Below are 12409 nucleotides of genomic sequence, written 5' to 3'. Positions count from 1 at the left end.
TTTAGGGAAAATATAAAATAATAGGAGTAAGTTATGGGCAACGTTACTGAGAGTCTGAAAACCCTGTTGGAATCCGATGGTGCAATGTGTGCCGCTATTGTTGATTCAAACAGTGGCATGGTGTTGGGTCAGGATGGGACCGGACTGGATCTTGAATTGGCCGCCGCCGGCAACACCGAAGTGGTTCGTGCCAAGCTTAAAACCATGAAATCACTGGGACTCAAAGACACCATCGAGGATATTCTGATCACACTGGGAACCCAGTATCACATCATCCGCCCAGTGGCGAAAAATGAAGGTCTGTTCATGTACCTGGTGCTGGACAAGGGAAAATCCAATCTGGCGCTGGCACGGCGCAATTGCCAATCGGTTGAAGCTGACCTGAGCGTTTAACCATCACGTCGTGGGTATGGAGCAGCACCATTGCTGCTCCATACCCTACGTTTTTCCATGGCACGATGCCCTCAGACGACGTCCTGGGCCGATGCAAGTTTTGCCAGAATATCTCACACCGCCCAATACATAATCCTGTTTCACTAAACCCGATAGACCTTGCCACACTCCTCTCCCTTCCCCGCTGGAGACTGCAGCATGGCCCGCGTTACACTCGATCTGCCTGAGCAATTCCTCTACACACACACCATCAATGTGCGCATGACCGACCTGAATACCGGTAAGCATGTGGGCAACGACCAGATGATCTCCCTGCTCTCAGAAGCCCGTTACCGATTTTTCTGCCACATCGGTTTCGACCAGTTCGATACCGACAAGCAGAGCATTGTGGTGACTGATCTCGTGGCCACCTACCAGGCAGAAAGTTTCGCCCAGGATGATCTTCAGTTCGAGGTTGGGTTAATGGACTTCAACAAGTACGGAGCAGATCTGATTTTCCGGGTCACCAAACAACCTTCCGGACGGCTGGTGGTGCTGGCCAAACAGGGTTTTGTGTTTTTTGATCATCAAAAGCACGGAGTCATGCCGGTGCCGGCTGCGTTCCGGGAACAGTTTGCCGACCTGGACTGAGTCCGCTAACACCGGGCCAGCAAACCGCACTAACCAATGCGATGAGCTTGCTGCTCAGGGCAAGTCCAACAACTCGGTCAGAAAGTCCTTCCACATCGGGTAGACCATAAAACGCCCAAGGCCCGGAAAGCTGCGTAACCGCACCCCGGGTAAATCCCCCGCCAGGCCACGAGCGCTACCGATGGAAATAATCCGGTCGTCTTCGCCGTGCCACTGCATGACCGGCATGGTGATCTTGCTCAAATCCACCTGCCAGGGATGCTGCATGCGCAGATACTCATCAATCATGATGCGCGCGCCCTGGAAGTGACTGCGACGCATACATTTGATGGTTCGCTGCAGCAGATCCGGGTTAGCCAGCACAGCTTTGTCCTGATCGCACAATCCTTTGGCGATCATGGCGAAGAACTTCTCCGGCGCCTTCTGTACCCCCCGGATGCCTAATCGCCCTACCAGCACGAACAAGCGGGGGTCACGCCGAAACAGACGCAAAAACATGTTGTGTAGCGGGTCCAGCTTGTCCAGTTCGAAGTGCTCAATGGGGACAGTACTGGCCAACAGTCCGAGTCGATCGAAGATGTCCGGGTAAAGGGCTGCCGCACACAGTGCATAGGGCCCACCCCCACAAAAGGCGGCCATGGGCGGACGATGCAACTCAAGATGCTCACATAACGCCAGAATATCCGGCCCGAAATCCCGGAACTCCATGTCCGCCTTGTAGGTGGATATGCCGTAGCCGGGGCGCACAATCATGATCACGCGCAGGCCTTTCTCGCGATACCAGTCATCAAAATAACTGTGATCCGGCAGCGCCGCCCCCAGGTTATCCAGCGTCAGTACCGGGCGGCCGTGCGGGTCACCATATTCGTACCAGCTCAGCACGCGCCGGTCCGGCAGGCTCAGGGTGTATTCCCGATCCTGCTGGATCTGCGGGAGTTTTGCCGCCTGCACCAGGGCATGCCCCATGGCGTGGCTGACCAGCTGTACCTGACTGTTGGCATTGAGTTTGGCCATGGTGGATTTGAGCTGGGTGCGGGCCGTGTGAATACTGACATTCAACAGCTTGGCGCTCTGGCTCAGATTGCCGATCTTGCACAGCAAGTGCAGCAGACGGGATTCCGCCTGGCTGATATTGAACAGGGAGCGAAGCATCTCCGGGGATGGTGTCACCACGCTGTGCCCGGCCAGCACCCAGACGATGGTGCGCAGCTGGGCAATGTTGCCCGGTGCATCAGATTTCTGCACCGGCAGACATAACAGGGACACCCCGTCCTGGGGAGAACTGATGAGCTGGGTTTCGCGACCCTCAGCCAACCGGTTGATGCGATCGAGGGCCTGTTTCAGCTCCCGGTCGGCAAACAACAGAGTGCCATCCTCGCGCAGCTGCACCGGGCCATCCGCCAGCACCTGTCTGGCCACCGGATTGCATTCCAGTACCTGCATGCTGTCGTCCAGCATCAGCATGGGCCAGGGCATCTGGTTATACATGGCATTAAGCACCTGGGTGCGATCTTCCAGGGCATGCATGTAGGCACTGCTGCGCACCGCTCGCTCCAGGTGGGCGATCAGTTGATCCACATCATTGGAGGATTGTCGGGGTTCCAGCGCCGTGCCAGTGTGGCCGGGCTGCGGGCGGTTATCGGTCCAGCCGGCGATGGTATCCAGCAACTCGACCCAGTCGCCGGGGGACAGCGCTGTTTCGTAGATTTTACCGATCAGCGCATCGTTATTGTTGTCGTCTTCCACTCAGCCTCGCCCATAGTCAGCAGTACCGATCATAGGAAGTGCCGGGAACCACGGCAAGCAGGCAAGCGACGACTAGCGACTATTCCCGCACGTCCGCCGGTGCAGCCCGGCGTTTGGCCAGCCAGCGCCAGACCAGACCATCCGGCCGCTGATGGCCCGTCTGTACGTAACGCAAGGCGTTAAGATGGCGCAGGCTCCATTGCATCTGATTATTGGCCTTGTCCGTGCCGCAAAACAGCAAGCGGTCACCGGGCTCCAGCTTTTCCTTTTCATCGGGCAGGAGAGTATTGCGGCCATTGCGACGCAGCATCAGGGGAATCGCATCAAGACAAGTGAGCCGATGCCGGGGGCTACGACACAGATTGCCCAGGGTAACCGGCTCCCCCAGACGCAGAGCCAGGGTCACTGCGGGGGTCTCTTCATCGCCTATCTGCACGTGCCAGCTTTCCGGGGTGATCGTAGTCGTGATACCGGCCATACGCTCCAGCAGTTGCTCATTCCACCCATTGCCCTGCTGTTCCGCTTCCCGCAGAAACTCTTTCAGCAGAGGCGCATTGAGAACCGAAAGAAAACGACTGGCCACCAGAAAGCTGGTCTGCACCGGCAATTCCGGATTGACTGCCTGGAACAACAGACGGTTATGCAGGCGGTTTTGCAGTGCCACCATGTAGATACTGCTGTTCAGCTCACGAGCGGTCATCATCACTGACAGGTTATCGGCGTCGTCAGGCGTTGCCACCACCAGGGCGACGGCCTTGTCGATGCCCGCTTCGCGCAGGGTCACAGCCTCGGTGCCTTTGCCTTCCACGCTGCCCGCAGGCACATCCGGCTGATGCGGATGCGGGGTGACCACCACCAGTTCAATACCTGCCTCCTTGCTGAGCGCTTCGTAGACGGCGCGACCGAAGGGACCAAAACCACAAAGGATCCAGCGGCCCTGGGGAGGCATGGGCCTCTCAGGCAAGGCGGCGTCGGGCAGAGAGGTAAGCCAGTCGTACACCCGGTGAGTATCCGGCTGGCGAATACCCAGCAACAGCCGCCGGGCAAAATCCTGATAGGGATTAACCACCAGGTCGGTGCCAAAGGACAGCATGTTGTTGGCGTTTTCTTCGCTGCCCGCCCGGCAGAACACCTGGCTGTGCTTGTTGAGCAGCTTCACCGTGGTGGCAATTTTCAAATTGGTGTGATTGTTGTCGGTCACCGCCAGCACACCGCGACACAGCGGGTGCTTGAGCCCGGCCTTGACCAGATTCCCGGGAATCTCTGCATCCACGGTAAAGCCTGGCACATACAGCCCCTGATCCTTGACGCGCAGGGAATCGATGGCTTCCGGGTCCTTGTCCACAATGACAACCCGCATGCCACGGCTGAGCAGAGAGCGGGTCAGCAACTTGCCAGTATCGCCATAACCGCAAATCACATAGAAGGGTTCACGGAACCGCCGCAGACTGCGTTGCAGTTGCACCCGACTCAGCTCCTGACGAAAACTCTTGTCCTGTAGCAGGGAAATGATAATGCCCACGGAATACAGCCAGGAGAACACGGTCAGGTAAATGCTGACCATGGTCCACATACGCTGACCGCCGGAGAAATCGTAGGGCACTTCGCCAAAGCCAATGGTGCTACCGGTGTAGCTGACCACGTAGAAGGCTTCGAAAAAACTCATCCGCCAGGGATTACCCTGATCATCAACGCCGGGGATCAGGGTGAAACCCACGGTGGCGATACTGTAAGCCACAATCAGCACCACCAGCGGCACACGCATGCGCCGCAGGATCATGGGAACGACAGAAGGCATGGCTGTTATCGCTGCAGGGTGATGGTTTCCACCGTCAACAGCACGGCGGATACCAGGTTGGCCAGCAGAGCACCACCTGACAGGGACACAATGGACGCCATTACCGCCGGCGTCAGCCCGACTTCAAGCACATGCACCGCTACCGCCCAAACGATGGCGGCCACGATTAACTGCAGATCTGCCACCAGGGAGGAAGCCAACAACACAGCACCAATCTGCGTGCGTTCGCCGAACTTGAGCACAGTCGCTATCAGGCTGACCACCAGTGCCGCAAACAACTCATAGACGTCATGGTGTTGCGGGTTATCAATCTCCCCGTAGAAGAATCCGAAGTTAAGCGTCAGCGCAAGCAGAATGAAAAAACCAAAAACCACCTTCTCGAGGTTCATCGTGCATCCTTGTTTTGCCCGAGGTGTTGGCGATCATTGTGGCAGGGAATGGACTGGTGGGCTACAGGCGTGCCCAAGGATGAATCCACCACAGAGGGCACCGAGTCCACCGAGAAAAACGGCTTACCCTCAGTGGCAAACCTATGTCTTTGAAAATGACACTACAACGCCAAGCCCGTGCACCAGCCGCTGGCCCAGGCCCACTGGAAGTTGAAGCCGCCAAGCTGACCGGTGACGTCCAGGACTTCGCCGATGAAGTGCAGGCCGGGGACGGTATTGACTTCGAAGGTCTTGGAAGAGATAGCGTCGGTGTCGACGCCGCCAAGGGTCACTTCGGCGGTGCGGTAGCCTTCAGTGCCGGAGGGTTTGAACTGCCAGCCCTTGAGGGTGGCCGCTACATTGGCCAGGCGCTCGTTGCTGAACTGCTGCAAGTTGCCCTGCCAGCCGAATCGCTCTACCAGTGCCCCGGCCAGCCGCTGGGAAAAATACTGCCGCAGCCAGCGTTCCAGGCCGCGATTCGGATGCTGGTTGCGCTCGGCCACCAGCTCGGCGAAAGGATCGGCCACGGCGGGCAGCCAGTCTACGGTCACCGGTTGGCCCGGTGCCCAGAAGCTGGAGACTTGCAACATGGCCGGGCCGGACAGGCCCCGGTGAGTGATCAGCATGGGCTCGGCAAAGCGGGCGTCGCCGGCCTCCGCCACTACTTCGGTGCTGATGCCGGACAAGGCAGACAACCAGGCCTTGTCATCCGGTTGCAGGGTAAACGGCACCAGCCCGGCACGGGTGGGCAGCACATTGAGCCCGAACTGCTCGGCAAGCTGATAACCGAAGCCGGTGGCACCCATGGTGGGAATCGACAGGCCGCCGCAGGCCACCACCAGTTTCGCGCAACGGATGACGCCCGAAGAGGTAGTAAGCACAAAGCCCTGCCCTGCCCGCTCCACCCGGCGAATCTCGGTCTTCAGGGAAATGTCCGCCCCGGCCCAGTCACATTCGGTGAGCAGGATACCAAGTATTTCCTTGGAGGATTCCGCACAGAACAGCTGCCCAGGTGCTTTTTCCACATGGTCGATGCCGTGGCGCTCCACCAGCTCCACAAAGTGCCAGGGGCTATAGCGCTTGAGGGCGGATTTGCAGAAATGCGGGTTGGCGGAAACGAAATGTTCCGGGGTGGTGTTCAGGTTGGTGAAGTTGCAGCGACCGCCGCCGGACATGAGGATCTTCTTGCCCGCCTTGTTGGCGTGGTCCAGCAGCAACACCCGATGACCCTGATAGGCGGCCGTGGCGGCACACATCAGTCCAGCCGCGCCGGCGCCGATAACGACGATATCCACTTCTGTACTGACTGCCATGGGGCCCTCCGGTTACCGGCCGCAAGGATAGCGGGGATCAGAGGCTGAGGCCATCGCAGTTGAACGGTGAATGTCGCCGACGGCTAATCCCCCGCAGAGCGTGGGGGATTCGGGCTTAGTGATTAGCGGATGACGGAGACTTCCGCAGTGGTGGTGTAATTTTCACTGCTCGAGGGTACCGGCTGGGCGCCGTTGGCAACCTGGATATCAGTGCGATAGCGGCCACTGGCCATCTGTTGATCGGCGGGTACCAGCCGGGCGGCTGGCTGTTGCTGGCCCAGTGGCGGGCGGTTTTCCACCTCACCGCTACGGCTCACATCACTACTGTCTCCATAGCAACCGGCCAGTGAAACCAGACCGGCCAGCAACAACATTGGTGCTTTCATGCTTCCCCCAGACCGCTTTGCCAGCGGTTTTCTTAACTCAATAATTTGCATTTATACGGCACAGGGGCGGCGCTGTACAGCGCCAGCGGGCAAAGCCCGCTAGCGTTGCGGCTGGCCACCATCGCAGGGTGAAGATCGCCCGCAGGCCGGGCCTACTGATTCAGCTCCTGATCACTGAACATATCCGCGAACAACGGGGAGGTAAGGTAGCGTTCGCCGGAGTCAGGCAGCACCACCACAATGGTCTTGCCGGCGAATTCCGGCAACTGGCTGATACGGTCCGCTACGCACATGGCTGCGCCGCAGGAAATACCGGCAAGGATGCCCTCTTCCTGCATTAGTTTGTGGGCCCACTCCATGGCGTCTTCGTTGCTCACTTGCTCACAGCGATCCACCACCGACAGATCCAGGTTCTTCGGCACAAAGCCGGCACCGATGCCCTGAATCTTGTGGGGGCCGTGGGTGGGTTCTTCGCCTTTCAGTGCAGCAGTGATCATGGTGGAGGAGTCCGGCTCCACCGCAATGGAGGTAATGGCCTTGCCTTTCTGGTTCTTGATGTAGCGCGATACCCCGGTGATGGTGCCACCGGTACCCACGCCACTGACCAGCACGTCGATATCGCCGCCGGTGGCGTCCCAGATTTCCGGGCCAGTGGTTTTCTCGTGGATTTCCGGGTTGGCCGGGTTGTTGAACTGCTGCAGCATCAGGAATTTTTCCGGATTGTCGCTGACCAGTTCCTCGGCTTTGGCGATGGCACCGGGCATGCCTTTGGCGCCGGGTGTCAGCACCAGCTTGGCGCCCAGAGCCTTGAGAATTTTACGGCGCTCCAGGCTCATGGTATCGGGCATGGTCAGGGTCAGGTCGTACCCCCGCGCCGCCGCTACATAGGCCAGGGCGATGCCGGTATTGCCGCTGGTGGGTTCTACCAGAGTCATGCCGGGTTTGAGCTTGCCGCTTTTTTCCGCATCCCAAATCATGGAGGAACCGATACGGCACTTTACGCTGCCTGCCGGGTTGCGTGATTCCAGCTTGGCGAGAATCTTGCCCTGGCTGATGCGGTTGATTCGCACCAGCGGCGTCTTGCCAATGGTTTCGCTGTTGTCCTTGTAGATTTCGGTCATGGTTGCCTCTCCTGAATCGGCTGATACTGCTTCCTATTGCGGCTTTTCCTGCTTTTTCAACCGCCGGCTCCAGCGCTGGCGGGCATAGAGCCGCAGGTCTGCCACGTGATCGGTTTCGTCCATGATCTCACGGCCGAGAATACTTTCCAGGATATCTTCCAACGTGATCAGCCCTACCCAGGTGCCGTGCTCGTCATAGACCACTGCCATGTGCTGGCGCTGGGCCAACATGGCGTGGAACAGCTTGTCGATCCCCATACCCGTATGGACCAGCGGCACTTCATGGGCCAGCACGCTCATGGTCTGCTCCGGGTCGCAGCCCAGCAGGTCGGATTTGTGGATATAACCTTTGCCCTCGCCTTCCTCCGTCATCACCGGAAAACGGGAAAAAGGCTGGTCTTTCTCTTTTTCCAGGAACTCGGCCACGGTCATCTCCGGGGTCACCGTTCGACAAACCGTACGCGGGGTCATGATAGTGCCGACCTTGATGTCGTGCAGGCGCAGGACGTTCTGGATCACCTGGAATTCGTTGTCGTCCAGGGCATCCTGATCCTTGCCCATGTCGGCCAGGGCGCGGATTTCCGCGCGCACTTCCACATCGTGCTCGCCACCCCCAATGCGGCTGGTAATCAGCTTGGACAGCCACACAAAGGGCATCAGGGCAATCATGATGAACTGGAGAACCGGCGGCAGCATAGGCGCCAGGGCGCGCCAGTATTTGGCACCGATGGTCTTGGGGATAATTTCCGACAACACCAGAATGGCCAGGGTCATCACCGCAGAGGCCGCGCCCAGCCAGGCTTCGCCAAACACCACTGCCACCTGGGCGCCGACCCCGGTGGCACCGACGGTATGGGCCACCGTATTGAGGGTGAGAATCGCAGACAAGGGTTTGTCGATATCGTCCTTGTAGGAGCGCAGTGTCTCGTAGAGCTTGGGCCGGGTTTCCCGCAGCCCGGCGATGAAGCTCGGGGTAATCGACAATAACGCCGCTTCCAGAATCGAGCAGAGAAAGGAGAAGCCGATGGAGACGGCGGCGAAGATGATCAGCAGGGTCACTGTGCGAAGCTCCTTCCGAGAGCCGCTGGCAATCAGCGGCCGTTATAATCAGGCTGTGTAGCTACCGGCAAAATCCGCCAGCACCCGGCACACATTGGCCATGCCATCGTGAATCACCGCTTCGATTTCCGCCATGGTGATCTCATGGCTGGATTTGCCCGCTGCCGGATTCACCACCAGCGACAGCATGGCATAGGGCAATGCCAGCTCCCTGGCCAGCACCGCCTCGGGCATGCCGGTCATACCGACGATGTCGCAGCCGTCACGCTCCAGGCGAAGGATTTCGGCGGCGGTTTCCAGTCGTGGCCCCTGGGTGGCCGCATAGCAGCCGCCGTCGTTCCACTTCAGCTCCGACTCAGCCAATTTTTCCTTCAGGCCATTGCGCAGGGCGCTATCGAACGGCCAGCTGAAATCCACATGCACCAACGGCTCCGCCGGGTCATCGAACAGGGTCATCTCCCGGCCCCAGGTGTAGTCGATAATCTGGTCTGGCAACACCAGGGCGCCGGTGGGAGCCTGGGCAGTGATGCCGCCTACCGCGTTCACCGCCACAATGGCGGAGGCCCCCGCCTCTTTGAGAGCCACCAGATTAGCCCGGTAGTTCACCTGATGAGGCAGCAGTACATGGGGGTCCCCATGGCGGGCCAGGAACAGCACATTCTGGCCATCCAGCTCCCCCTCCACCACCGCAGCGGACGGATCGCCGAAGCGGGTGGAAATCGCCTGTCTGCGGATAATGCGCAGATTATCCATGCGCGTCAGACCCGTGCCGCCAATAAACGCCAACATACTCAGTGTTCCTTTACCGCGTAGATCCCCGGCGCATTACGCCAGAAACCCTTGTAGTCCATGCCCATGCCGAAAAGATAATGATCCGCCGCGTCCAGTGCCGTGAAGTCGGCTTTCAGGCCCGGCTTTGCCTTGCGGTCATGCTGTTTGTCCACCAGCACACAGGTCTTCACCGAGGCCGCACCCTGAGCCTTGCAGGCGTCAATGATGGACAGCAAGGTGGTACCCACATCAAGAATGTCATCAACAATCAGCACATCTCGCCCGGCCAGGCTGGCATTGGGGGTGACAATCCATTCCACATCCCCCCCCGTGGTTTCCCCCAGATAACGGCTGGCGTGCAGGTAATCCATCTCCAGCGGAATATCCAGGCGCTTGACCAGCTCGGCAGCGAAGATCATTCCTCCGTTCATGATGGTCAGCATCACCGGCACCTTGCCTGAGTAGGCGTCGGTTACCGCGAAGGCCAGCTTGGCGATGGCTTCCTGAACCTGGTCAGCAGAATGCAGCTCGATGGCCTCGCGGCGCACCCGCATCAGTTCCTGTTGCAGTTCCTCAGCGATGGACATGCTGTGCGTCCTCAGTGTTGTCGTTTTCCAGGCCCGTGGCGGGGTGATCGTCGTTGTGGCTGACAAGATGCAGGGTGCGAGTGGGGAAGGCAAACTCCGCCCCGTGCTCGTTGACGATGGCCATGATCTTCATCAGCACATCCTGCTTGATCTCATGGTAACGCACCCACTGAGTGGTCTTGGTGAAGGTATAGATAAAGAACTCCAGGTGCGACGCGCCATAGCTGTCGAAGTTGACGATCAGGGTACGGCTGTCGGTTTCCAGCTCTTCGTGGTCGATCAGCATCTGTTTCACATCGGCGACGATGCCCGGCATTTTCTGCCAGTCGTCATAGCGGATACCGATCTTCTCGTTGATACGACGGTTAAACATGCGTGACGGGTTTTCCAGTACCACCGTGGTGAACATGGCATTGGGGATATACAACGGACGCTGATCGAAGGTGCGGATACAGGTCAGCCGCCAGCCGATGTGCTCCACGGTACCTTCGATAGAACGGTCTGGTGAGCGCACCCAGTCTCCGATGCGGAACGGCTTGTCCAGGTAGACCATCATGCCGCCGAAAAAGTTGGCGAGCAGATCCTTGGCGGCAAAGGCCACCGCCATGCCACCGATACCGCCAAAGGCAAGCACCCCCGACACGCTGTAGCCCATGGTCTGCAGAATGATCAGCAAGGAGGTGATGATCACCGACACTCGCAGCAACTTGGCGATCGCCGCCGCCGTGGACTGATCCATGGGTTTGCGCATGCGCGATGGGTCGATCAGGTTTTTCTCCGTGTAGGAGATAAACCGGTTGAGGAACATGGCAATGATGATGATGAAGGCAATCTGCCGCACCTTGGGAGCCAGATCGAACAATTCATTGGCTTGCTCGGTCACTGCCTGCAACAGCTCCACGGAGATCGACAAACCGATTACCCAGAACACCAATCGCAGGGGAATCCGCGCCGCTTCCAGCAGAGCATCGTCCCACAGGGTTTCCGTCTTGTTGATCAACCGGTCAAGCACATCAATGACGCGCATCAGGATAAAATTCACCGACACCGTACATAGCACGATGATGAACAATTGAGTCAGCCAGATATCCGTGGGGGTCTCCACGTTCGGCCATTGCAGCAGTTGATTCCAATCCCAGTTCATGTGAGTCCTTAGCGAGGTTCAGTCAATGCCGCCGCCAACTCCGTGGCAGCGTGTCGTTTGGTGGTTTCCATGGGGCGGCGTGGGCGGGCACGCAGGCCACTGGCCGGTACCTGGCCGCTGAAAGGCGTCGCGGCGAGGAAATCCAGCACCTGTTCTGCCCCTGGCCGGTTATTGCAGGCCAGCACCATGTCGCACCCGGCATCCAGCGCCGCCATGGCCCGCTCCGGATAACCGCCCACGCCGTGGGCCCCGGCCATGGACAGGTCATCAGAGAAGATCACGCCGCGAAAGCCCATTTGCTCGCGCAAGCGGGTCTGTAGCCAGTAGCGGGAAAACCCGGCGGTCTGGTTTTCCACCGCACTATAGATCACATGGGCGGGCATGATGCCATCCAGCTTCTGTGCCAGCGCCACAAAGGGGCGCAGGTCTGCCGCTTCAATCTCGGCCAGCGGGCGCGGGTCCACCGGCAACTCCAGGTGGGAGTCGGCGACCACGTGGCCATGGCCGGGAAAGTGCTTGCCGGTGGCAGCCATGCCGGCGGCGCTCATCCCGTCGATAAAGGCACTGGCCAGGGCGATCATGGCATCCGCATCGCCATGAAAGCTGCGGTCACCGATTACCGTGCTGGTGCCGTAGTCCAGATCCAGCACCGGCGCAAAGCTGAGATCGATATCCAGCTCGGTGAGCTCCGAGGCCATCAGCTCACCGAGAAGCGAGGCTTCCGCCATCGCAAGCTGCGAGGCCTGGTCGTAGCGACTGCCCAGGGCGGCCATCGGCGGCAGGCGCACGAAACCTTCACGGAAACGCTGTACGCGCCCCCCTTCCTGGTCCACGGCGATCAGTATCTCCGGGCGCACCGCGCGAATCTGGCGAATCAGCTCAGCGAGCTGCTGCCGATCCTGATAGTTACGGGTAAAGAGAATCAGCCCACCGGTACCTGGGTGACTGAGCAAGTCTTTCTCCACATCGCTGACCTGGAGGCCTTCCAGATCAAGCATCAACAGGGGGGAAACGGATGGCATGGCAATCCTGA

At 59.1% G+C, this 12409-nt stretch carries 13 protein-coding genes; 2 read left to right on the top strand and 11 right to left on the bottom strand.

Features of this window, described 5'->3' with window-relative positions; all coding sequences use genetic code 11:
• The first annotated feature begins 33 nt into the window (after nt 1-33).
• Entirely contained in the window at nt 34-393 is a 360-nt protein-coding gene (locus ACMG4N_RS09530; RefSeq protein WP_297762859.1) for a hypothetical protein, read from the top strand.
• A 198-nt stretch (nt 394-591) separates the two neighbouring features.
• Nucleotides 592-1023 (top strand): thioesterase family protein, encoded by a 432-nt coding sequence (locus tag ACMG4N_RS09525; RefSeq protein ID WP_414431413.1) that lies wholly within the window; start codon nt 592-594, stop codon nt 1021-1023.
• A gap of 54 nt (nt 1024-1077) precedes the next feature.
• Here the strand turns inward: ACMG4N_RS09525 and ACMG4N_RS09520 are convergent, their stop codons facing one another.
• The 11 genes from ACMG4N_RS09520 to nagZ all read right to left on the bottom strand — a co-directional run bounded on the left by ACMG4N_RS09520 (nt 1078) and on the right by nagZ (nt 12398).
• Nucleotides 1078-2769 (bottom strand): alpha/beta hydrolase, encoded by a 1692-nt coding sequence (locus tag ACMG4N_RS09520; RefSeq protein ID WP_414431412.1) that lies wholly within the window; start codon nt 2767-2769, stop codon nt 1078-1080.
• A gap of 79 nt (nt 2770-2848) precedes the next feature.
• Complete coding sequence (locus tag ACMG4N_RS09515; protein WP_414431410.1) at nt 2849-4567, bottom strand: potassium channel family protein; 1719 nt, start codon at nt 4565-4567, stop codon at nt 2849-2851.
• 5 nt (nt 4568-4572) lie between these two features.
• Nucleotides 4573-4956 (bottom strand): DUF6394 family protein, encoded by a 384-nt coding sequence (locus tag ACMG4N_RS09510; RefSeq protein WP_035247195.1) that lies wholly within the window; start codon nt 4954-4956, stop codon nt 4573-4575.
• 161 nt (nt 4957-5117) lie between these two features.
• Nucleotides 5118-6308, bottom strand: coding sequence for an NAD(P)/FAD-dependent oxidoreductase (locus ACMG4N_RS09505; RefSeq protein ID WP_414431409.1), 1191 nt, complete (start codon nt 6306-6308; stop codon nt 5118-5120).
• A gap of 122 nt (nt 6309-6430) precedes the next feature.
• Complete coding sequence (locus tag ACMG4N_RS09500) at nt 6431-6694, bottom strand: hypothetical protein (RefSeq protein ID WP_297762842.1); 264 nt, start codon at nt 6692-6694, stop codon at nt 6431-6433.
• 152 nt (nt 6695-6846) lie between these two features.
• The gene (cysK, locus tag ACMG4N_RS09495; RefSeq protein WP_414431408.1) at nt 6847-7815 is read right to left on the bottom strand and encodes a cysteine synthase A; all 969 of its coding nucleotides are present in this window, start codon (nt 7813-7815) and stop codon (nt 6847-6849) included.
• A gap of 33 nt (nt 7816-7848) precedes the next feature.
• Nucleotides 7849-8874 carry a CNNM domain-containing protein gene (locus ACMG4N_RS09490; RefSeq protein WP_414431406.1) on the bottom strand — a complete coding sequence of 342 codons (1026 nt, stop codon included), beginning with the start codon at nt 8872-8874 and terminating at the stop codon, nt 7849-7851.
• 48 nt (nt 8875-8922) lie between these two features.
• Nucleotides 8923-9663, bottom strand: coding sequence for an S-methyl-5'-thioinosine phosphorylase (locus ACMG4N_RS09485; RefSeq protein WP_414431404.1), 741 nt, complete (start codon nt 9661-9663; stop codon nt 8923-8925).
• Between the two features lie 2 nt (nt 9664-9665).
• Nucleotides 9666-10232: a hypoxanthine-guanine phosphoribosyltransferase gene (locus ACMG4N_RS09480; protein ID WP_414431403.1), complete on the bottom strand. Its 567-nt coding sequence runs from the start codon at nt 10230-10232 to the stop codon at nt 9666-9668.
• Entirely contained in the window at nt 10219-11376 is a 1158-nt protein-coding gene (locus ACMG4N_RS09475; RefSeq protein ID WP_414431401.1) for a mechanosensitive ion channel family protein, read from the bottom strand. Before ACMG4N_RS09475 ends, ACMG4N_RS09480 begins: the two co-directional genes overlap by 14 nt.
• An 8-nt stretch (nt 11377-11384) precedes the next feature.
• On the bottom strand, nt 11385-12398 hold the full coding sequence (nagZ, locus tag ACMG4N_RS09470) for a beta-N-acetylhexosaminidase (RefSeq protein WP_414431400.1): 1014 nt from the start codon (nt 12396-12398) through the stop codon (nt 11385-11387).
• Nucleotides 12399-12409: the final 11 nt, after the last annotated feature.

It is taken from the genome of Alcanivorax sp. IL2 (genome assembly GCF_047495475.1).
Lineage (GTDB): Bacteria > Pseudomonadota > Gammaproteobacteria > Pseudomonadales > Alcanivoracaceae > Alcanivorax.
This window is presented reverse-complemented; position numbering and strand designations above follow the sequence as displayed.

What these genes read in the sequence shown, in the direction of transcription:
- ACMG4N_RS09530 (WP_297762859.1), top strand. Translation starts at nt 34, where the DNA reads ATGGGCAACGTTACTGAGAGTCTGAAAACCCTGTTGGAATCCGATGGT.
- ACMG4N_RS09525 (WP_414431413.1), top strand. Translation starts at nt 592, where the DNA reads ATGGCCCGCGTTACACTCGATCTGCCTGAGCAATTCCTCTACACACAC.
- ACMG4N_RS09515 (WP_414431410.1), bottom strand. Translation starts at nt 4,567, where the DNA reads ATGCCTTCTGTCGTTCCCATGATCCTGCGGCGCATGCGTGTGCCGCTG.
- ACMG4N_RS09510 (WP_035247195.1), bottom strand. Translation starts at nt 4,956, where the DNA reads ATGAACCTCGAGAAGGTGGTTTTTGGTTTTTTCATTCTGCTTGCGCTG.
- ACMG4N_RS09505 (WP_414431409.1), bottom strand. Translation starts at nt 6,308, where the DNA reads ATGGCAGTCAGTACAGAAGTGGATATCGTCGTTATCGGCGCCGGCGCG.
- ACMG4N_RS09500 (WP_297762842.1), bottom strand. Translation starts at nt 6,694, where the DNA reads ATGAAAGCACCAATGTTGTTGCTGGCCGGTCTGGTTTCACTGGCCGGT.
- cysK (WP_414431408.1), bottom strand. Translation starts at nt 7,815, where the DNA reads ATGACCGAAATCTACAAGGACAACAGCGAAACCATTGGCAAGACGCCG.
- ACMG4N_RS09485 (WP_414431404.1), bottom strand. Translation starts at nt 9,663, where the DNA reads ATGTTGGCGTTTATTGGCGGCACGGGTCTGACGCGCATGGATAATCTG.
- ACMG4N_RS09480 (WP_414431403.1), bottom strand. Translation starts at nt 10,232, where the DNA reads ATGTCCATCGCTGAGGAACTGCAACAGGAACTGATGCGGGTGCGCCGC.
- ACMG4N_RS09475 (WP_414431401.1), bottom strand. Translation starts at nt 11,376, where the DNA reads ATGAACTGGGATTGGAATCAACTGCTGCAATGGCCGAACGTGGAGACC.
- nagZ (WP_414431400.1), bottom strand. Translation starts at nt 12,398, where the DNA reads ATGCCATCCGTTTCCCCCCTGTTGATGCTTGATCTGGAAGGCCTCCAG.